Genomic DNA, 21,088 nt, shown 5'->3' on the forward strand with positions numbered 1-21,088 from the left:
AACGCCAACCGCTCCTCGTTCAACGACGATGACGTCGCCACCACCGTCGCGCCGCCCGCCAACAGCTCCGCCACCACCGCCGTCGCGATCGAACCCTTCCCCGCCCCGTGACCAACGCAGTCTCGTGCGACCACGCGCCGGGAGCCGTGTCCCGAGCAGCCAAGGCATAGGACCGATACGCCTTCGCGAGATCCGTCTTGCCCTCGGTCTCGGCCTTGCCCGCCCACCAGTCGGCCTGCCGGGCGACCGCCTCGCCCGCGCCCGCGAATCGCTCCTGGGAAAGCAACGCCGCAGAGCGCTGCCCGAAGGCCGTCCAGGTCCGGGCCAGGTCTTCGCGAGCAGAAGCCCAGCGGTCGTCGAGCAGGACGGCTTTGCCCTCGTCGAAGACCGGGGCCACAGCCCGGACCCAGTCCTGGCCGAGTTCGGCGGAGACGAGGTCGGCCAGCTCCTGGTCCAGAGAAGAGCCCAACACCGTCTCGGCCTGCGCGGCGGGCTCGGCTGTGTGGCCGAGCTGGTTCAGGACGAAGCGGGCCGTGGCGGCCAGCACGCCGTCCGGGCCGGTGATGTGCTCGGTCAGCTCCGCCAGCGCCGCCACGTCCACCGTGCCGCCACCGGAGCCGCCCTTGCTCGGCAGCGCGACCGCGACGCCGTTGGCCGCGCCGACCTGGGCGACAGCCGCGTCCACCAGGGCGTCGACCTCCGCCGCGCTCCCCGGAACGCCCAAGCCGCCCAACGCCTCGCCCCGCACGCTCGACCCCTCCCGGGTGCCCAGCGCGATCGCGATCAAAACATGGTCGGCCCAGCCCTGGCCCAACTCCCACACCGACTTGACCCGCTCGATGACGTGGCTGGACCGCTTCCCCGTCGGCCCGAGGACCTTGCGGAGCTGGTCGTTCACCGCGTCCGCGAGCACCGGCCCGAACGGCTTATACGTCCGCGCCAGCTTGACGACCGTGCCCTTCAACGACGGCAAATCCGCCTCCGCAGCCCCGTCGATAGCCCCCAGGTTCAACTCCGCCCCAAGGTCCAACAACAACTGGTTGCGCCGAGAAGACGCCCCCTCGCACAACGACTCGATGCTGTCCGCCGGAGCCAACTGGTCCACACGCACCTTCACCGACAACGCGATCAACGCCGTCGCCGCGTCCGCCGCCGTGAACGGCACATCGTCCGGACGCGGACCGCCCGAAAGCGCAGCCGGAGCCGGGACGGAGACCGGAGCCGCAGGCGCCAGCCCCGGCGAAGCGGGGATTGCTTCTGCCGTCTGCCCCTCCGTCTCGTCTTCCTCATCGAGCACGCCTTCGTCTGTGCTCGTCGTCGCGGCCCAGTCGCGCTCGACGTTGAAGACCTCCACCCGAGCGCCCGCGAAGAGGTCGAGCCGCAGAGTGTTGCGGGCCATGTTCGCGACGGTCGGGGCGCTGCCGATGCCGATCTCCACGAACCGCTCGACCTGCAAGCCGCCCGCGAGGACCGGGGAGAAGAGCAGGTCCTGGGTCTCGATCCAGCGCACCGGGCTGGCGAACTGCCACGCGAGCAGTTCGACCACCAGGCGGGAGGCGAGCCGGCGCGGCTGCGCGCTCCAGATCGCCCAGTCGCGCAGAACCTCGCGCAACGGTTCCGAGGGCACCTCGGCGGCGACGGACTCCACGAACTCGCGGTCCAGCGAGAAGACCCGCGCGACCAGGTTCGGGATGTACTTGCCCACGATCACCGAGGGGTCGACCTCCTCCGGGATCAAGCCCTGGAGCACCTTGCGGAACTCCGGCACCCCCTCCCGCAGCAGGGTGGAGTGGAACGGCACGTCGATCCCCGGCACCCGGATGAACGAGGCCTTCCCGCCGACCTCCTCCTGCAAGCGGGCGCATTCTCGCTCCAGGATCTCGATCCCCCGGACCGTGCCGGCGATGGCGTACTGGGTGCCGCGCAGGTTGTAGTTCACGATCTGCAGGAACTCGCCAGCGCGCGCGGCAAGCTCTTCGACCCACGCGAACACCTCGTCGTCCGCCAGGCCGAGGTGGACCGGGCGGATCGCCGCCATCTGATAGTTCGAGCGGCCCTGCTCGTCGCGGGGCAGGAAGTTGTTCATCGTCATGCCGCGCTGATACACCACCGCCAGCACCGCGGTGGGCGAGAACGTCCCGGCAATCGAGGCGATGGCGTTGTACTCGCCCACGGAGTGGCCCGCGAGGAACGCGTCCGGCACATACGCCCCGGTCTCCTTGAGCTCGGCGACCTGCGCGAGCGCGGTCACCGCCATCGCGACCTGCGTGAACTGGGTCAGATGCAGCACGCCGTCCGGGTGGTCGTAGCGCACGCCGTCCACGACGATCCAGGTCGGGTTGTCCCGCACCACGCCCAGGATCGAGAAGCCCAGCCGCTCCTTGGTGAACGCGTCCGCCTCGTCCCAGACTTTGCGGGCCGCCTTGGACCGGCCCCGCGCGGCCAGGCCCATGCCCTTGGTCTGCACGCCCTGGCCGGGGAACGCGTAGACCGTCTTCGGCGGCGCGAGGCGCGCGGAGGCCGCCATCACCAGCTCGCCGTCCACCCGGCACGAGACCTCGACGAGCTCCCCTCCGTGATCGACGCCGACGCGGTCCACGCGGACGGTGACCGGGGACTCCGGGTACACCATGCCGAGGAAGCGGGAGGTCCAGCCGACGATCCGGCGCGGGGCGGGCTGCCCGTCGCGCATGTCCACCGCCGCGACCACCTGCTGCGCGGCCGAGGAGAGCCACATGCCGTGCACGATCGGCATCGGCAGCCCCGCGAGCTTCGCCGCCGTCAGACTCGTGTGGATCGGGTTATGGTCGCCCGAGACCTGCGCGAACGCCGTCAGATCGGCAGGGGCCACGATGGTCGCCTCGCGCCGCTTGGCCCGAGCCGTGTCCACGGCGGGCTCGGGAATCTCGCCGCCGGCGCGAACCGGGTCCGAGGGCTCCCCCTCCCCGACCCGGCCACGGATCGCGAACCGCTCGACCAGCCAAGCCACCGGCTTGCCGCTCGCCTCGTCCGCGATGGCCACCTCGACCTCCACGACTCGGCCCAGCCCGGTGTCGGCCACCCCGACCAGCCTCGCGTCAATGCCGAAGGCCGTCTCCCAGGACGGGATCTCGCCCGCGAGCCGCACCGCGTGGTCCAGGTGCACAAGGTCGAGAAGTCCTTCGACCACCCCTTTGCCCTCTTCCGTCCGCGCCGAGCCGAGCACCGCGAACACCGCCGGCCAGGAGAGGCCGACCAGCACGTCCGGCACCACCTTCCCCAGATACGGGATGGTCGCGGGCTGCAGCGGCTTGGGCAGGGTCACCGCCGTGACCCCGGCGTGGTCCGCGGGCAGATTCGGCGACCAAGGCACCGTGATCCGGGCGGCGACGGCGCTGGTCTCCGAAGGAGCCGTCGGCGGCAGCTCGCCACCTGCGAGGACCTGGAGCAGGCCGGTCATCGCGTTCGCCGCGTCCGCGTCCGCGAACACCGGCGCGCCGCCCGTGGCCGCAGAGGCGGGCACGGTGAAGCGCAGCGCGAGCCACGTCCCGTTCACCGGGATGGACAGCGTGATCCGGTCCGCCTCGGTGCGCGTGAGCGTCGCCCCGGTCACCCGGTGCCCGAGGAGATGCGGCTCCACCTGCTGCCAGGCTTCCAAGTCGCCGAGCCGGTGGACCGGGTTCGTGACAAGGCGACCGGCCCACAGCACGTCCGGGGCCGCGAGGAAGACGCCGAGCGATCCGGAGAACGCGGTCTCCCGTCGCGCCGGAACGTTCTTCGGGGTCAACCCCGCCGCCACGAGTTTGTCCACTGTCGCCCGTTCGAACCGGTCGAGAAGCTCGCCCACCGGCTCGTCCGCCCTGGTGATGCCCGCGACCGCCACCGGGCCGGGGATCACGCAGACCTGGTCGGCCGAATAGCGGGGGTCGTGCGCCTGCCAGAGCGAGTCGCTGCGCCACCAGCGGCGCACGTCCTTGTCGACGACCGGCACGAAGCACACCGGCTTGCCGATCTGCTTGCAGAGCGTCGTGAAGAACGCCACGTCCGCCGGATGCAAGACGGTCTGGTCGAGGTCTGCGTACGCCTCGGCGAGTTTGGCGATCGCTCCGTGGCCGTCCGCCACCGAGTCCAGGTCGGGGAAGAGCGTCGGGATCTCCCCCTCGTCCGCGTCGGCGAGCCGCGCCTCGGTCCGCCGCGCCATCGCGAGGAACCGCTCCTGCCAGGTGACGTCCAGCCACTTCTCGGACTGCAAGCCCGTCGGCGAGATGTCGCCCGCGTCCGAAAGCTCCACGTAGCGCTCCAGCCACTCGCGGTAGGTCATCGCGGCGACCTCGCCGAAGTACGGCTTCGCGGTCTTGTTCAGCGCCGCGACGATCTCGTCCTTGCGCTTGGCGACGGCCTCCTCGTCGCCCGCGACCTCGTCGAGCAGCCTGCCGCACTGCGAGGCGGCGTTGTCGATCTCGTGGATGTCCGCGCCGAGCTGGCTGCGACCGGAGGCCATGCCGCCGGACTCCCCGCCCGCAGGGATCCACTCCGAGGAGCCTGCGGTCTCGACCAGAAGCCGCTTCACGTCCGGCGAGGTCGTCGCCTCCAATGTCGCCATCGCGGCGGTGCCGACCAGGATCCCGTCCACCGGCATCCTCGGATAGCCGAGCCGCTCGGACCACTCGCCGGTCAAATACTCCGCCGCGCGCTCGGCGGTGCCGATCCCGCCGCCGACGCAGACCACCAAGTTCGGCTGCTCGCGCAGCTCGTGGTAGGTGGCGAGCAGCAGGTCGTCCAGATCCTCCCAGGAGTGGTGCCCGCCTGCGCGTCCGCCCTCGATATGGGCGATGACCTTCTGCCCGCCGCCGACCTCCTTCGCGATCCGGACCACCGATTTGATCTGGGCGACCGTGCCCGGCTTGAAGGCGACGCTCGAGAAACCAGCCTGACGCAGCTCCTCCACCAGCTCCAACGCCTCCGGGAGGTCGGGGATCCCCGCCGTGATGACCAGCCCGTCGAACGGGGCCCCCGCCGCGCGCGCCTTCGGGACGAGCCGCTTGCCCCCACGTGCAGCTTCCACAAATACGGATCGAGGAACATCGCGTTGAACTGCGCCGCGCGGCCCGGCTCGAGCAGCTCTTTCAGCCCCGCCACGTGCCCGGCGAAGATCGCCTCGGTGACCTGGCCGCCGCCCGCCAGCTCCGCCCAATGCCCCGCGTTCGCCGCGGCCGCCACGATCCCCGGGTCCACCGTCGTCGGGGTCATCCCCGCCAACAGCATCGGAGAACGCCCGGTCAGCTTGGTGAACGCGGTCTGCGCGGCGAGCTTGCCGTCCGGCAGCCGCACCAGCTCCGGGGCGAAATCCGACCATCGCTTCGGCAGCGAAGGAGCCTCGCCCGGCGTGAAGAGCGCCCGCTGGCCCGCTCTCGTCGCGATGGAGACCAGGCCGACGCCCTGGCCCCGGACCACCGGGGCGGTGAGCCGTGCGAGCATGTCGCCGGGGCCCGCGTCGAGGATCCACCGCACCCCTGCGTCGAGGAGACCTTCCACTTGGCGCACCCAATCCACCGGCTCCACCAGGATCTGCTGCGCGAACGACCTGCCGAGCTCCACGTCGAGGCCGCAGCGGGCGGCCCAGTCGCCGACCAGGTCCACCGCAGGGGCCAAGTGCGGGTGGTGGAAGCCGACCGTCGCGTGCACCGGCTCAAACAGGGGGGCGAACACCGAGCCGCCGCGCAGCTTCTTCTTGCGCTCCGTGGTTTGTTTCTCCGAAACGCCCTTGGCATACGCCTGGAACGCCGCAAGCCGCAGCGGGTTGCCGGAGATGGTCGCCGAGCGGCGCCCGTTGCGCAGCGCGAGCACGGGGTCGCCTGGGTGGTTGTGGATCGCGTGGAACTCGGCGAGCAAGCCGCGCATGGCTTCGGGGTCGACATTGCGCACGGACACGAGCGTGGGGGCTTGGTCCGAGCCGATCAGTCCGTTGCGCCGTCCGACCAACGAGGCGGCCGCCGCGATGATCTGCCCCAACGCCAGGAATTGCGCGTCCTGCTCGCCGCCCTGTTCCGCCGCCGCGGCCGCGAGGACGCCGAGGGAGTGCCCCGCGAAGCCGACCGGGCGATTGCCGCGCCAGTCCAGCCCGAGCGCGGTGAGCGCGTGCAGGGCGAGCGCCTGGGCGAAGAAGATGCCAGGCCCGGAGACCGCGGGCGGCAGCACCATGGACTCCTCGGGGGCCTCCTCCCACTCCATCCACGCCAGCGGCTCGAAGCCGTACGGGCGGGCGACGGACAGCTCGTCCGCGACCGGGCGCACCAGCGCGGCCGCCTCCGCGAGCAGCCACCGCGCGTGCCCCTCCAGCCCGGCCCCCCGGACCAGCTCCGCCAGCGGGGCGAACCACGAGGCGCCCTGTCCGCCGAAGCCGATCGCGTACGGCTCCCCCGCCAAGATCTGGTCGGCGAGGCTCAGCTCGCCCATGTCGCTTCGGACCTCGACCTGCTCGTCCCGTCCGAGCTCACGTCCCTGCGTTGTCATGACGACGCTCCTTCCAACCATGCGCGGATAAAAATTAAGGAATGTCTAAGATTTCTTAGGAAATCTTCACAGGATGTCGAGCGAGGCTCGCGTGGCCAGATTAAGGGATCCGACCACGGCCCGCTCTGCGACGACGAGCGGCCTCGCCGCCGAAGGCCGCACGGCTCCCGCCCCTCGGGATCGCCCCCCTTCGACGGGACGAGGCGATGCGCCCCGCCCGCCCGCGCGACCCCCTGCGCCGACCGCGCGACTCGCGTTGTCCAAGCGCGGGAAGTTTCCTCATACGTATACGCGCGTTCGCTTGTATCGACGCCCGCCGCCATGCGTCCGTCGAACCCCTCCAGCGCGCCGGAGCCGTTTCCCATGAGGCGCGTCGCGCTCGCGCCTCACCTTGGCGAGCGCGTCGTCTATTGCATCACAACAGCGGTAATCCGTCAGTCTCCAGGCAGGGCCGGCTACACCATCGCCACAGCCATGACTCCCATGCCGAGCGCCATCGCCACTTCGCAGAGCAGCTCCGCCTCCGCGAGGCTGGAGCGGCCGTTGTTCTTGCGCAGCTCGAAATAGCGGCGCAGCCACCACAGCGTCGCGGCGAAGAACATCACGCCGAACGCAACGTCCACGACGCTGATCCAGATCGGCGCGGCGTGCTGCGCGGGGCTCGGAGCCGCCGCGTCCATGGACATGCCCGGCATGGACATGCCCGGCATGTCCATGCCCGCCATGCCTCCCGAGCGCGGAGCGGCCGCCGAGGGCCGGCCGTCCGCCAGCCAGCCCGCCATCACAACGACCATCCACAGCATGGCCGCCATCATCGCCGCGTGGTACCAGACCGCCGCCCGGCCCGACGCGCAGACAAAGCCCGTCACGCCTTGAAAAGGCGCGCTGCGGTAGGGGCCCTTCCCGCAAACTCTGCGCGTTGGGGATAGGGCCAGCATGGCGAACCACGCCGTCGCGACCCCGAAGACCACGATCTGCGCGGGATAGGGAGCCGTCGGGGTCCCCGGTTCGACCATCGCGAGCATCGACAAGCACATGAGCAGGTTGAAGACGTGGCCGATCTTGCCCCGCCAGATCCCCGGACGCACCAGCCGCCACGCGCAGTAGCCGGCCGAAAACAGGAAAAGGGCGACAAGCACCCATCGCAGCCACGGGTCGGCGATCATTGGGCCTCGTGCGCCCTTCGCCTCGCGAGCGTCCCGAGCAACACGTCGAGCGCGACGAACGCGACGAGGCTCGCGCCGAGCACGGGAAAGAACCACCCGGCGAACAGCATCGCGCCCACCAGCGCCGCCGCCGTGGCCGGCGGCAAACCGACGAGCGTCCCCCGCGCCGGGGCCGCGGGCAGCAGCTCGCCGCCAGAACGCCGCAGACCGCCGCCAGAACGCCGGAAACGGAGCCACCACATGCGGTAGCCGTAGAGGATCATCGCGACCAATCCTATCCCGATCACGGCGAGGACCAGCTGGTTCGCCCAGCCGAACAAAAGTCCCATGTGCAGGGCGATGGCCCATTGCGTGATCTTCGCGAGCAGCGGCCAATCCGCGAACTGGCTGAGCCCCACCACCGAGCCCGTGTCGGGGTCCACCGCGGCCCGGTCGTAGCGCATCGGGTAGGCCCGCTCCCGGTCGGACACCGTCCACGCGGCCTCCTGCCCGGCGGCTGGCGTGACCAGCAGCGGGTCGACCAGGCCGACAGATCTCGCCCCCGCCTCGACGCGGTCGATCCGCTCCAGCCATTCGCGCTGGTCCTGGGCCACCGCCCGTGCCTGCTGACCCGGTGTTTTCACGGGCCTTGTCTTGGCGAGCGGCGGATTGGCCCCCGAGAGCGCCGTGCGCAGATCGTCGATGTTGTTCCCGGCGTGCAGCGACCAGGACAGGCCCGAAGCCGACAGGAACAGCAGGCCCGGCGCGAGGGCCAAGCCCAGCATCGCGTGCCGGGAGCGCAGCCGGGCTCGACGGTCCTTCTCCTCGGATCGCCGTTTGGACCAGCGCCACAAGAATGGCCCGCTGAGCACCAGCACCCACAGCCAGCTCGCGGACAGCTCCGCGTAATTGCGGCCGAACTCGCCGAGGAACAACGTCCGGTGCAAGTCGTCCACCCACTTCCCCTCGAAGACCTGCACCCCGTCGCCGGGGGCGGAGCCCCGGACCTGCGCGGTGTACGGGTCGACGAACACCGCGCACGGGCAGCCCGCGCCCGAGACGACGACCTTGGTGGTGGACTCGGCGCGCTCCCCCGTCGCCACAGACACGACGTCGCGGCCCGGATACGCCAGCTGGGCGGCGCGGACCTGCTGCGAAAGGGGCAGCTTGGCCTCCTTGACCGTTTCGACGGACAGCTCGTGCCGGTGCAGCGACTGCGCGAGGCTCGGGGCGACGGTGTACATCACCCCCGTGACCGCCGAAACCAGCAGGAACGGGCCGACGAACACCCCGACGTAGAAATGCAACCGGCGCAAGAAAGCCAAAGCCGCTGCTCGGCGGTTTGCCGACGGCGCGGGCGCGGGGGCATGAGACTGGGCAGTCGTCGTCATATGTCACAAGTCGGATATGGAGCCGGGGAAGTTCCCGGCCTCTTGGGAAGTCACGCTAGACTGCGAAATGAGCTCTGAGGAATCTCTGAGAAAAGAGAAGGCCTGAAGAACGGATAGCGGCGAAAGGGGTGACGGTGCGTACCTTGTATCCCCTCTCGGTGCTCAAAACAGACGCCACGCCGTTCCGCCGCGCCGGCGGGTCCGAGGCGGACAACGAGACCGATTTCCTCGAGCTGCTCTGGGAGCGCGCGCAGACCAGCCCCGGCAAGCTCGCCGCGACCGCGCTCGGGCTGATCCTGCTCATCCTGGTCGCGGGCGTCACCGCCGCGCAGTCCGTCGCCGAGCGGGCGCAGGGCCTGGACACCACGCTGCACCGGGCCGAGCCGCTCACCAACGTCACCTTGACCCTGTACACCGAGCTGTCCATCGCCGACGCCGTCACCGGGGCCGTGTTCCTCTCCCCCGGCCTGGAGTCGCAGGAGATGCGCGACCGGTACGACAAGGCCATCGCCTCGGCCTCGGCGGCCACCGTCCAAGTCGCCGCCAACACGCAGAGCCCCCAGCTGCTGACCATCTCCGAAGAGCTTCCGGTGTACACCAAGCTCGTGGAGAGCGCGAAGGTCTACAACCGGGCGGGCAAGCCGGTCGGCGCGGCCTACCTCAGCCAGGCTTCCCACCTCATGCAGACCGTGATCCTGCCCGCTGCCGAGCACATGCACCGCGACCAGATCGACGCGCTGGAAGCCGCCCAGGAGCAGCAGACCCAGCCTCCTTGGGCGCTCACGCTGCTCCTCCTTGCGGCCTTGGGCTGCCTCGTCCTCGCGCAACTGCGGCTGGCCCGGCGCTCCCGGCGCAGGTTCAACCCCGGCCTCATCCTTTCGAGCGGCTGTTTCGCGCTCCTCCTGCTCTGGTTCTTCGTGTCCTCCCTCTTCTTGGTGACGCTGAGCGGAGACGGCAAAAGCGAAGGCACCGACCCGCTCCGCATGCTCACCGCCGCCAGGATCAGCGTGCAGCAGGCCCGCACCCAGGAAACCCTCCAGCTGCTCCGCCGGGGCGACGAGGACCAGCTCGAACAGAGCTACCGGGCCAGCATGGCCTCGGCCCAGGAGCAGCTGGACAAACTGAACCCGCAGCAGGGCGAGGCCGGGGCCCGCCAAACCGCCGCCAACGCGGTCAAGGCCTGGACCAAAACCCACGAGCAGCTGCGCAAGGACCTCACCGCCGGCATGTACGGCGAATCGGTGGAGCTGGCCATCGGCCCGGGACCGGACGCGTGCGCCGCGCATTACCGGGCGCTGGACACCGCGCTGACCTCGGACATCGAGCATTCGCGGGTGACGCTGCGCGACTCGGTCGCTGGCGCGCGCGAAGCGCTGACCGCGCTGGCCCCCGCGACCGTCGTCCTCACCGTCTGCGCCGCCGCGTTCGTTGTGGCGGGTTACTGGCCTCGATTGGGCGAGTATCGGGCATGAGACCACAGCTCGCGCGCCGCGCCGCCGCCGTCCTCCTCTCGGCGGCGATCCTCGCGGGCTGCTCCTCGCAAGGCGGCGTCGTCATCGCGCAGCCGAGCGTGTCGCTGCCGCCGCTGCTGCCCGCCGGGGCCGCGCTGCTCGACGCCGCCCGGCTTGGCGACAACGCGAACGACTCCTGCAAGCCGCCGCTGCCGCTGCGCCCCTATCCCGGGGGCCACGACCCGATCCCCGGCGGGCGCCTCGACCGGATCCTCGCCCGAGGCAGGCTCGTGGTCGGCCTCGACCAGGGCACCTACCCGTTCAGCTACCGCGACACCGCCACCGGCGAGATGAAAGGGTTCGACGTCGCGATGGCCCGCGAGATCGCGGGGGGCATGCTCGGCGACCCGAGCCGGGTGGAGTACCGCATCATCTCCTCCGCGGGCCGCACCACGGCGCTGGAGAACGACACCGTGGACCTCGTCGTCAAAACGATGAGCATCACCTGCGAACGCGCGAAAGACGTGACGTTCTCCGAACCGTACTTCGAGACCGACCAGCGCGTGATGGCGGCGACCAACGCGAACGCCACCTCCTTCACCGACCGCAAAATCCTCGGCGAGTCCACCGTCTGCGCCGCGCGGGGCACGACCTCGATAGCCCAGTTCCACCACCTCTTCCCCACCGCGAAGATCCTCGGCACGACGACCTGGGCGGACTGCCTCGTCGCGATCCAGCAGGGCTCGGTGGACGCCATCACCTCTGACGAGTCCATCCTGTACGGGTTCTACGACCAGGACCCCAACCTGTACTTCCTCTCCGCGATCCAGCTGGGCCGCGAGGTCTACGGCGTCGGCGTGCACAAAGGCGAGGAAGAGCTGCAACGGGTGATCAACGGGATCATCGAGAAGATCAAGGCCGACGGCGTCTGGGCCAAACTCTGCCAGGAGAACCTCAAATTCTCCCCGTGCAACCGTCCCCCCGCCGCGCCGCAGTACGCGGCCGAGGGGCCCTCGGCCTCATGACCGAAGCGTTCTCCCCCGACACCACCCAGCCGGTTCCGACCGCGCCGGTCGAGACGACGGGCCCGTCGCGGCGCATCGACCGCACCCTCACCGGGCCGCTGTCCGAGCGGCTGATCGGCGGTGGCCTGGTCCGGATCCCGCCCGTCCCCTCCCTCGACCCGGCCCTCGCCCTCATGCCGGACCCGCAAGTGCCGGAGAGCAAGCGCTTCTGCTGGAAGTGCCACGCGCCGGTGGGCCGCAAAGACGACAACGGGCCCGGTCTGCCCGAGGGCGTGTGCGCGAACTGCTCCACCCCGTTCTCCTTCCTTCCCCAGCTGAAGGCGGGCGAGATGGTCGCGGGCCAGTACGTGGTGCGCGGGCCGATCGCGCACGGCGGCCTCGGCTGGATCTACCTCGCCGAAGACCGCAACGTCGACAACCGGCCCGTGGTGCTCAAAGGCCTGCTCTCGCGCGGCGACGCGAGCGCCCAGGCCATCGCGCGGGCCGAGCGCCAATTCCTCTCGGAGGTCTCCCATCCCGGCATCGTGGAGATCCTGAACTTCGTGGAGCACCCGGACCCGGACGGAGTCCCGGTGGGCTACATCGTCATGCAATACGTTGGCGGCGTCTCGCTGCGCGACCTGCTCTACGGGCGACAGCCCGGATCCCCGCCGCTCGGGGGAGCCCTGCACCGCAAGAGCCTCCCCGTTGAGCAGGCGCTCGCGTACCTCATGGAGATCATGCCCGCGCTGGGGTACCTGCATTCGGTCGGCCTTGTGTACAACGACCTGAAGCCCGAGAACATCATGCTCACCGAGGGACAGCTCAAGCTCATCGACCTCGGCGCGGTGACCAGCATGCACGACACCGCCAGGCTGTACGGGACCGTCGGCTACCAGGCCCCCGAGCTCACCCTCACCGGGCCGACCGTCCAAACCGACCTGTTCACCGTCGGGCGCACCCTCGCCGTGCTCACCGTGGACCTGCCGCTGGCGAACGGGCGCTACGCGGAGGGCCTTCCCGAGCCGGAGGACGAGCCGTTGTTCGCCCGGTACCCCTCGTATTACCAGTTCCTGCTGCGCGCCACGCATCCCAGCTCCCGCGCCCGGTTCCAGTCCGCGACGGAGATGCTCGCGCAGATGTCCGGGGTGCTTCGGGAGGTGCTCGCGGAGCGCCGGGGCAAGCCGTACCCGGTGAGCTCCACGCTGTTCACCGCGACACGCGCCGAGTTCGGCACGAACGTGCTGGCGCGCAGGCTCGACGTCTACGCGGACGGGCGCGACCGCCGAGGCGAGCTGCGCCCGTCCGAGGTCGTCCAGACCCTCCCGCTCCCGCTCGTCGACCCGGCCCATCCGTCCGCCGCGCTCCTCGCGACCCTCCTGCACACCAAGCCGGAGCACGCGCTGGAGTCGGTGACCGCCGCGTTAGAGGCGAACCCGGACGACACCGAGACCGTGCTGGCCGCGGTCCGGGTCAAAATCGGCCTCGGCAAGCTCGACGAAGCGGCCCGGCTCCTCGACGACCTGTACGCGCCGCGCAACTGGCGCCCGTCCTGGTACCAGGGGAACCTCTCGCTGCTGCAGGGCGACCTCGACGAGGCGAGGAAGTCGTTCGAAGAGGTCTGGGGGATGCTGCCCGGCGAGTCGGCCCCCAAGCTCGCCCTCGCCGCCGTGCTCGAACTCCTCGGCGATTCGAGCGCGAAGACGTTCTACCGCTTGTGCTGGAGCACGGACGACGCGATGATCAGCGCCGCCTTCGGCCTCGCGAGGCGGCTCGCCGCCGAAGGAGACTCGCTCGGCGCGGTCGCCGCGCTGGACAAAGTCCCCGCCAGCTCGCGCCACGCGGGCATCGCGGCGGTGACCGCCATCATCATCCTGCTCCAGGACCAAGTCGACGAGGACCGGCTGCGCGCGGCGGCGGAGCGCCAGCAGAGCCTTCCCGAGGAGGAGCCCCGCGCGCTCGCCGCGCGCGCCTTCATCCTCGGCAAGGCAATCCAGTGGATGCAGGACCGGCCCGCCTATTCGCCGCCGCCGAGCGGGGCGCTCCTCGGCAGGGCCTTCACGATGCGCGCCCTGCGCCGCCAGGCCGAGTCCGTGCTCCGGGCGCTCGCGAAACGAGCAGCCCATCGCAGCCAGCGTTACGCGCTCGTGGATCTGGCCAATCTCGTGCGCCCCCGCACGATCATCTGATTTCCCGGCGCGCGCAACCCTCCGAAGCGGAGGCCGCATCCGGCAAAAGCGGGGAGAGACGAAAAGAGCGACCCGCTCAACCCGCCCCAGACGGGGGGAGGGGAAACAAGGGCGAGGAGCGGGTCGCCGATTTCAGTGTAGCGCACAAGAAGGCTGCGCACAACTTCGATGATCAGGTATTTTGCGGCTCTAACTTGACATATGACCGTGGCGTGTCAAGCGTCAGATTCCTCGCCGCAGAACGCCCGTCCGCCTCAGAGCGCGCGCAGCCTCGGGGCCAGATCCCGCTCGAAGACCTCCAAGAAGCGCAACTGGTCGTGTCCGGGCGCGTGGAAGACCAAATGGTTCAAACCGAGGTCGGTGTAGAACTTGATCCTCTCCACCGCCTCGTCCGGGTCGCTCGCGACGATCCACCGCTTCGCGATCTGGTCCATCGGCAACGCGTCGGCGGCGGCCTCCATGTCCTTCGGGTCCGAGAGCGAGTGCTTCTGCTCCGCGGAGAGGGAGAGCGGAGACCAGAACCTCGTGTTGTTGAGCGCCAGCCACGGGTCCGGGTCGTAGGACAATTTGATCTCGATGAGCTTATCGACGCTGTTCACGTCGCGCCCGACCTTGTCCGCGCCCTCCTTGACGGCGGGGAGCAGCGTCTCGGTGTACAGCTCCGCGCCCTTGCCGGAGGTGCAGATGAAACCGTCGCCCGCGCGGCCGGCGTAACGGGCCACCACGGCGCCGCCCGCGCTCACGTAGATCGGAATCGGCTCGGAGGGCTTGTCGTAGATCGTCGCGTCGACGGTCCGGTAGTACTCGCCCTCGAAATTGACCCGGTCCTCGGTCCACAGCTTGCGCATCAGGTCCACCGACTCGCGCAGCCTGGCGAAGCGCTCCTTGAACTCCGGCCACTCCTTCAGGCCGACCGCCTGCTCGTTGAGCGCCTCGCCGGTGCCGACGCCGAGGAAGATCCTGCCGGGGTAAAGCTCGCCGAACGTGCCGAACGCCTGCGCGATGATCGCAGGGTTGTAGCGGAACGTGGGGGTGAGCACCGAGGTGCCGATCTGCACCCTGCTCGTGCGCTCGCCCACCGCGCCGATCCACGCGAGCGCCCACGGCGCGTGCCCGCCCGTGTACCGCCACGGCTGGAAATGGTCGCTCACCACCACGCTGTCGAAGCCGTGCCGCTCCGCCGCGACAGTGTATTCGACGAGCTCTCGCGGGCTGAACTGTTCTGCAGAGGCTTTGTAGCCGAGCTTGATCGGAAGGCTCATGGTTTCGAGCTTACTCCGCGCCTACTCCGCGCCGAGATCGTCCGGCCCCGGCGCGGCTACGCCCGCGCCGCCAGCTCCGCGACAGGCTTGCCGTACGGAGGGACGCCCGCGCCGACGACGCGGAAATTGCCGAAGGCGTCTTCCTCCGCGAGCCTGGCCGAGACGGCCTCGCCGCCCGCGATCTGGATCGTGAGCTCGACCGCCCCCGCCGCCTTCAGCTCGGCGACCCTGGCGTTCTTGTCGATCCTGCCGTACCAGCGGAACGTCCCGTCCGAGGGATCCTGATGCCCGCGCAAGTCAACGGAAACCGAGATCGGCTCGCCCTTCAGAACGATCTGCGCCGGGCCGGCGTAGCCCGCCTCGGCCTCCCTGGTCGCGGCGCTGGACAGCTCCCAGTCCGTCGCCTTGGCGCGGCGGGTGCGCAGCCACAGCCCGGCGGAGAAGCCCGGCCAGGCGATCGAGTTGCGCCCCTTCTCGTCCAGGTACCAGCTCTTGCAGCCGCCGATCAGCCAGACCGAGGTCGAGAGCTTGCGCTGCACGTCGCGGTTGTACGCGCGCTGGACGCTCTCGCGCAGCTCCACGCGGGTGGCCGACGAGCCTGGCGCGAGGATCCACCGGAGGGCCTGGGCGATGTAGTGCATCTGCGCCTCGATGGCGAAAATGACCGACTGATTGCCGCCGGTCGTGTTCAGCCCGACGAGGGTGAACAGGTTCGGGAAGCCGTGCATGCCGAGGCCGAGGAACTGCTCGGGCCCGTCGGCGTGCCACGTGTCGGCGAGGGAGCGGCCGCCCCGTCCGAAGACCGGGAGGTGCAGCACGCCCTCAGTCGTCTCGAAGCCGGTGCCGAGGATCACCACGTCCGCCTCGTGCAGCGTCCCGTCGGCGCTGCGCACGCCGTTCGCGACGAACTCCGCGACGCCGCTGTGCTCCAAGGTCACGTTGGGCCGTTGCAGCGCCGGGTAGTAGGTGCTCGACATGACCACGCGCTTGCAGCCGAAGCGCCAGTCCGGGGTCAACAGCTCGCGCAGCTTCGGGTCCGGGATCTGCTGGCGCATGTGCGCCTTCGACGCGGCCTCGAAGAACCTCGCGAAGATCTTCGGGAAGAAGAGGTTGAACACGAACGCCTCGTAGAGGAAGTAGGCCCCCGCCCGCAGGAGGCGGCGGGCCCCAGGCACATGCTTGAGGATCGCGTGCTGCCACGGCTTGATCTCGTAGTCCAGGCGCGGGAGGACCCAGTGCGGGGAGCGCATGAACACGGTGAGCCGCTCGGCCTCCTTGGCGACCTCCGGGACGAACTGGACCGCCGAGGCCCCGGTGCCGATCACCACGACCTTCTTGCCCCGCAAATCGACGTCGTGGCGCCATTGCGCGGAGTGGAACACCTCGCCCTTGAACGTCCCGAGCCCCTTGAACTCGGGGATCTTCGGCACGTGCAGACCGCCGAAGCCGCCGATCACCACGCGGGCGCTGTACCGGTCGCCGTCCGAGAGGAACACGTCCCAGCGGTCGGCCGCCTCGTCGAAGACCAGCTTCTGGACCGCGACCCCGAACCGGGTGCGGGGCGAGAGGCGGTAGTCTTCTGCCACCTTTTTCGCGTACGCGAGCAGTTCGGGCTGCGGGGCGAACAAGTTCGACCAGTCGGACTTCTGCGCGAAGGAGAACGAGTACATCGGCGAGGTCACGTCCACCGCGCAGCCGGGGTAGGTGTTGTGCCACCAGGTGCCGCCGAAATCGTCGCCCTTCTCGACGATCAGGAAATCGTCGATCCGGGCCTCTTTGAGCTTGACCCCGGCGCAGATGCCGGAGAATCCGGCCCCGACGACGAGCACGTCGATGAGCTTGGGCCGGGCCTGGCCCTCGGCGGGGGACGGGGCGATCTCGGGGCTGGCGGTCATAAGTCTCTTCCGTTCTGCTTTTTCTTGTTCTTTTGTCTCGTCAGGAATCCGCGCCGGGCCGACCGGGGCCTGCGCCATACCGGTCTCGCGGCGGCATAACTGAGATATAAGTCTCGTCGTTAGCCTAACCCTGTCGCGCGGCGGGATCGATACGCCGTCGCCCACAGGCCCACGAACATGTGATCTGTGCCATATTCGCGGCGAACGACCCCCGAGCCGGTGTGACATCATGCTTGGGATGAGCCACCCCCCGCCCCGCCGTGTTGAGCGTCGGCATCGCCACCGCGTTCTCCGCGGCCAGCGGGTACCTCGTGCTCCTGCTCGCCGCCCGAAGCCTGACCGAAGCCGAGTACGCGGGCTGGTTCGTCTTCTGGTCCGCGTTCGGCCTGGCCACCGGCGCGCTCAACGGCCTGCTGCACGAGAGCGCCCGCGCCGTCCGGGCCAGAGGAGAGGGCTCGTCCTCGGCTCCGGAGAACGCGGCGAAACCATTCGTCGCCGGAGCCGGCGTGGGCGCGGCGGCAGGCGGGCTCGCGCTCCTCACCGCCCCGCTGTGGGCCGGGCCGCTGTTCGTCGACGCGGGCGGAGCCGACGGCGCGCTGCCGCTCGCGGGGCTGTTCGCGGTCGGCGTGTGCTCGATCGCGGTCCAGGCCGCCGTCGGCGGACTGCTCTCCGCCGCCTACGCCTGGGCCCCGTTCGCCGTGCTCACCGTGCTCGACGCGGCCTTCCGGCTGGCCGTCGCTATCGGCTGCTCCGCGCTCGGGGCCGGTCCTGGCTGGTTCTCGGTCGCCGCCGTCGCGGGAGCCGGCTCGTGGCTCCTCCTGCTGCTCGCCTCGAAGCGGTCCCGCTCGCTCGCCTCGGCCCGCGCGGATGTGCCCATGCGGGAGTTCCTCCGTCGAGCCGGGGCCGCCATGGCCGCAGCGGCGGCCAGCGCCGTCCTCGTCATGGGCTTCCCGGTGCTGCTGAAGATCACCACGCCGGGGCGGCTGCCCGAAGGCGCGGGGGCGCTCCTGCTCGCGGTCACCTTGACCCGCGCCCCGTTGCTCGTGCCGTTGAACGTGTTCCAAGGCGCGCTCGTCGCGTGGTGCACCGACCGGCGGGACCGCCCGTGGCGCGCGCTCGGCACGGCGGCGGGCGGGATCCTCGCCGTCGGGCTCGTCTGCGCGCTCGCCGCCGCGGCGCTCGGCCCCTGGCTGCTCTCCGCCGTCTTCCACGTCTCCTGGCCGTTCGGACGGGCCATGATGGCCGCGCTGACCTTCGGAGCCGCCATGATCGCGCTGCTCACCTGCACCGGGGTCTCCTGCCTGACCACAGACCGGGGCCGGGCGAACGCCGTTGGCTGGTGGACCGCCACGCTCGCCTCCCTCGCGATCCTGCTGCTGCCCGCGCTGCCGCAGGAGCAAATCGACCTGCGCGTCTGCCTCGCGCTGATCGTCGGCCCGCTCGTTGGGATAGCCGTTCACCTGGGCTCTTTACGCCGCATGTAAGGTACGTCATATGCGACTGGTCCGACTGGCTTTGGCCGCCCTCCCCGTCTTCGCGCTGTGCGCCGCCCCGGCGCAGGCCTCGCCCGAGAACCCATGCCCCACCGAAAGGATCGACGACCGAGGCGACGAGTCGTGGGACAGCATGCGCGACGACACCCGCGAGGGGGAACGCGTCACCCTGCTCAAGCTCTTCAAAGCCGCGTACCCAGAAGCCACCCTCGTGCGGGAGAAACTGCTGCTCACCGCCTACGCGCCCTTCTACCCCAAAAACAGCCAGCCAACAGTCGGCGGCTGGGGCCGGATCCAGAAACGCTTCCACGACGAGCTGCCGGGGATCGGCTTCTCCCCTGCGGGGGCGCGCCGGGTCGCCGCCGACGACGCGGCCGGCTGGACCGAGCTCGCGACCCCGCCGAAGAACCTGCCCGCCGAAGCCCAGCCCTGCGAGTCCCGGCCCATCGCCCTGGTCATGATCGACGGGGCGGCGTTCCGCAAAGCGCACGTCTACGGCGAGGAATTCGACGGCGATATGTACGGGTACTTCGAGTTCAAGCCCTGACCTGAGGCGCTACGCCCGCTCCGGGAGCCGCGCTGGCTGATTACTTCTTCTTGCGCCGGTATTCGCAGGACAAACCCATGTCGTACGCGGACATGTTGTTGCCGAGGGGGCCGGACTCCTTGTCGATTGTCACACCGTCCACGATGAGCTCGCAGTTCCACGTCCTGGGATCGTTCGGATTGATGCGATTGCCGTTCTCGCCGAAGAACAAGAGCCCGATGCCGAGAGTCGGGTTGGCCCGGTCGCTCTCGTTGAGCGTGACCGTCTTCTCGTACGGGAAAGCGGAGCCTGTGACCTGCTCTCCCCTTCTTTTGAGCTCTGTCGAGTTCTGCCAGACCTTGATCCAGAAGTGGCCGCTCGACGCGGGCACGGGCTCGCTGAGCCAGGCCTTGAAGACAACTGTGCGCGGCCCGGCGGCCGCAGGGGAGCTGGACGACGTGCCCAGCGAGCTGGACGACGACAAGCTCGACGAGGAGAAGGCGCGAATGGACGAGCTGGTCTGCCCGGTCGGCTTCTCTTTCCCACCGCTGAGCACAGCGACCCCGATCCCGACGGCCAAGAGCAGGACGACGACTGCCACAACGGCTCCGATGATCCACGGCTTCGGCGACTTCTTCGGCCCGCCCGGCTGCCAGCCGGACCACTGCTGGCCAGGGTACGGCTGCTGCCAGCCGGGCTGCGGTTGGCCGGGGTATGGCTGCTGCCAGCCATTGCCGGGCGGATTCTGGGGCGGTTGCGGGTACGTCATCAGAGCCTCTGCAGTCTGCTAGGAGAAGGGCACGGACTCCCCTACCTCGTCCGGGTCTCCCCTCCCGAAGCGCGAGGGCGCCGCGTGCCGAGAGCGTAACACGCCGCAACCTCAGCCGACTCCGGCCTTCCAGCCTCCCTCGAGAAAACCCATTGCGCCCTCGATGCAGACCGGGCAGTATCGTCCCCCGGCCTTACAAAGGTAATGAGAAAGGGGGGCCGACATTATGACTGACATCCTGGACGCTTCGCCGCCCGTCGGCGAGCAACCGCCCTTCGACAAAGACAAGAGAGTGCGCAACTTCGCCTCGTCGGTGGAGCCCGCCGTGCTCGACCAGGCCCGGCAGGTGGCGAACATGCCGTTCGTCGAGCCGTTCGTCGCGTTGATGCCCGACGCGCACGTCGGACTCGGCAGCTCGGTGGGGGCCGTGATCCCGACCAGGGACGCGGTCATCCCCGCAGCGGTCGGCGTGGACATCGGCTGCGGCATGATCGGCGTGCGGACCAGCCGCACCAAGGCGGACGTCGACGCGCGGATCGAGGCGGGGCATTCGCTCGGCGAGCTGCGCCAGGCGATCGAGGGCGCGATTCCGCTGTCGCCGGGGAATTACAACACGCGCGGCAACCGGTTCGAGTTCACCGACGCGCGCCAGCGCGAGCTGGCCGCCCTCGCCGAGGAGCTGGACGTGGACCTGTCGCATTCGCCCAAGTGGCGGGAGCAGCTGGGCTCGCTCGGCGGCGGCAACCACTTCATCGAGCTCTGCCTTGACGAGGCTGACCGGGTGTGGCTGTTCCTGCACTCCGGCAGCCGGGGCGTCGGCAACAAGATCGCGCAGAAGCACATCAAGACCGCGCAGCGGCTGTGCAAGATGTGGCACATCGACCTTCCGCACCAGGATCTCGCGTACCTGCCTGCAGGCACGCCCGAGTTCAGCCGGTATTTGGCCGACCTCAAGTGGGCGCAGCGCTTCGCCTACTTGAACCGGGCCGAGATGATGGACCGGTTCGCGGTCGTGTTCGCCGAATGGCTCGGAGCGGACGACGCGGGCGAAGCCGAGCGGATCAACTGCCATCACAACTACACCGTTCTGGAACGGCATTTCGGCCGGAAGGTGTGGCTGACCCGGAAGGGCGCGGTCGCCGCGCACGAGGGCGTCAAAGCGATGATCCCCGGCTCGATGGGCACCCGTTCCTACGTGGTCGAGGGCAAGGGCAACCCTCTCGCCCTCTGCTCCGCGCCGCACGGCGCGGGCAGGCGGTTCTCCAGGACCGAAGCGCGCAAGCGGTTCACCCTGGAGGATCTGCGGGCGCGGATGGAAGGCATCGAGTATCGGGACGGGGCCGAGTTCATCGACGAGATCCCCGACGCGTACAAGGACATCGACCAGGTCATGGAAGACGCCAAGGATCTGGTGACCGTCCTGCACGTCCTGCGGCAGATCCTCAACGTCAAGGGGACGTAGCCGGGCCCG

11 protein-coding genes and 1 pseudogene are annotated in these 21,088 nt (G+C 69.8%); 6 read left to right on the forward strand and 6 right to left on the reverse strand.

All coding sequences use genetic code 11. The annotated features are described in order from the left end of the window. The 3 genes and pseudogenes from HMPREF9336_RS00005 to HMPREF9336_RS00015 all read right to left on the reverse strand — a co-directional run. Positions 1-6,435: pseudogene (locus HMPREF9336_RS00005) on the reverse strand (fatty acid synthase subunit beta domain-containing protein); the annotation flags it as partial. Positions 6,436-6,947: 512 nt separating this feature from the next. Beyond that, a complete protein-coding gene (locus tag HMPREF9336_RS00010; protein ID WP_007472547.1) occupies positions 6,948-7,658 on the reverse strand; it encodes a DUF5134 domain-containing protein in 711 nt (236 codons plus the stop codon). Beyond that, positions 7,655-9,028, reverse strand: coding sequence for a PepSY-associated TM helix domain-containing protein (locus tag HMPREF9336_RS00015; RefSeq protein ID WP_007472545.1), 1,374 nt, complete (start codon positions 9,026-9,028; stop codon positions 7,655-7,657). The genes HMPREF9336_RS00010 and HMPREF9336_RS00015 overlap by 4 nt, the downstream gene beginning before the upstream one ends. 134 nt (positions 9,029-9,162) lie before the next feature. Between HMPREF9336_RS00015 and HMPREF9336_RS00020 the strand changes: the two genes are divergently transcribed. Genes HMPREF9336_RS00020 through HMPREF9336_RS00030 form a run of 3 tightly spaced genes read left to right on the forward strand, consistent with a single transcriptional unit; the run spans position 9,163 to position 13,672 of the window. Next, entirely contained in the window at positions 9,163-10,500 is a 1,338-nt protein-coding gene (locus tag HMPREF9336_RS00020; protein ID WP_021029821.1) for a hypothetical protein, read from the forward strand. Then, complete coding sequence (locus tag HMPREF9336_RS00025) at positions 10,497-11,504, forward strand: glutamate ABC transporter substrate-binding protein (RefSeq protein ID WP_007472541.1); 1,008 nt, start codon at positions 10,497-10,499, stop codon at positions 11,502-11,504. Before HMPREF9336_RS00020 ends, HMPREF9336_RS00025 begins: the two co-directional genes overlap by 4 nt. After that, the gene (locus HMPREF9336_RS00030; RefSeq protein ID WP_021029822.1) at positions 11,501-13,672 is read left to right on the forward strand and encodes a serine/threonine-protein kinase; all 2,172 of its coding nucleotides are present in this window, start codon (positions 11,501-11,503) and stop codon (positions 13,670-13,672) included. The genes HMPREF9336_RS00025 and HMPREF9336_RS00030 overlap by 4 nt, the downstream gene beginning before the upstream one ends. Positions 13,673-13,926: 254 nt before the next feature. Here the strand turns inward: HMPREF9336_RS00030 and fgd are convergent, their stop codons facing one another. Together fgd and HMPREF9336_RS00040 are read right to left on the reverse strand one after the other, a co-directional pair. Beyond that, positions 13,927-14,934, reverse strand: coding sequence for a glucose-6-phosphate dehydrogenase (coenzyme-F420) (gene fgd / locus HMPREF9336_RS00035; RefSeq protein ID WP_007472537.1), 1,008 nt, complete (start codon positions 14,932-14,934; stop codon positions 13,927-13,929). 56 nt (positions 14,935-14,990) lie between these two features. Next, positions 14,991-16,829 (reverse strand): DUF4873 domain-containing protein, encoded by a 1,839-nt coding sequence (locus tag HMPREF9336_RS00040; RefSeq protein WP_007472535.1) that lies wholly within the window; start codon positions 16,827-16,829, stop codon positions 14,991-14,993. 260 nt (positions 16,830-17,089) lie between these two features. On the opposite strand from HMPREF9336_RS00040, the gene HMPREF9336_RS00045 reads away from it, so the two are divergent. Next, a complete protein-coding gene (locus HMPREF9336_RS00045) occupies positions 17,090-18,313 on the forward strand; it encodes a hypothetical protein (protein WP_021029823.1) in 1,224 nt (407 codons plus the stop codon). A gap of 10 nt (positions 18,314-18,323) precedes the next feature. Continuing rightward, positions 18,324-18,869, forward strand: a complete 546-nt coding sequence (locus HMPREF9336_RS00050) for a hypothetical protein (protein WP_007472530.1) — start codon at positions 18,324-18,326, stop codon at positions 18,867-18,869. Between the two features lie 40 nt (positions 18,870-18,909). Here HMPREF9336_RS00050 and HMPREF9336_RS17295 read toward each other — a convergent pair whose 3' ends face one another. Continuing rightward, a complete protein-coding gene (locus HMPREF9336_RS17295) occupies positions 18,910-19,617 on the reverse strand; it encodes a hypothetical protein (protein WP_007472528.1) in 708 nt (235 codons plus the stop codon). 226 nt (positions 19,618-19,843) lie between these two features. Here HMPREF9336_RS17295 and HMPREF9336_RS00060 point away from each other — a divergent pair, with 226 nt between their 5' ends. Further along, entirely contained in the window at positions 19,844-21,079 is a 1,236-nt protein-coding gene (locus HMPREF9336_RS00060; RefSeq protein WP_007472526.1) for an RtcB family protein, read from the forward strand. Positions 21,080-21,088: the final 9 nt, after the last annotated feature.

This window comes from Segniliparus rugosus ATCC BAA-974 (genome assembly GCF_000185725.2).
In the GTDB taxonomy this organism is placed as follows: Bacteria; Actinomycetota; Actinomycetes; order Mycobacteriales; family Mycobacteriaceae; genus Segniliparus; species Segniliparus rugosus.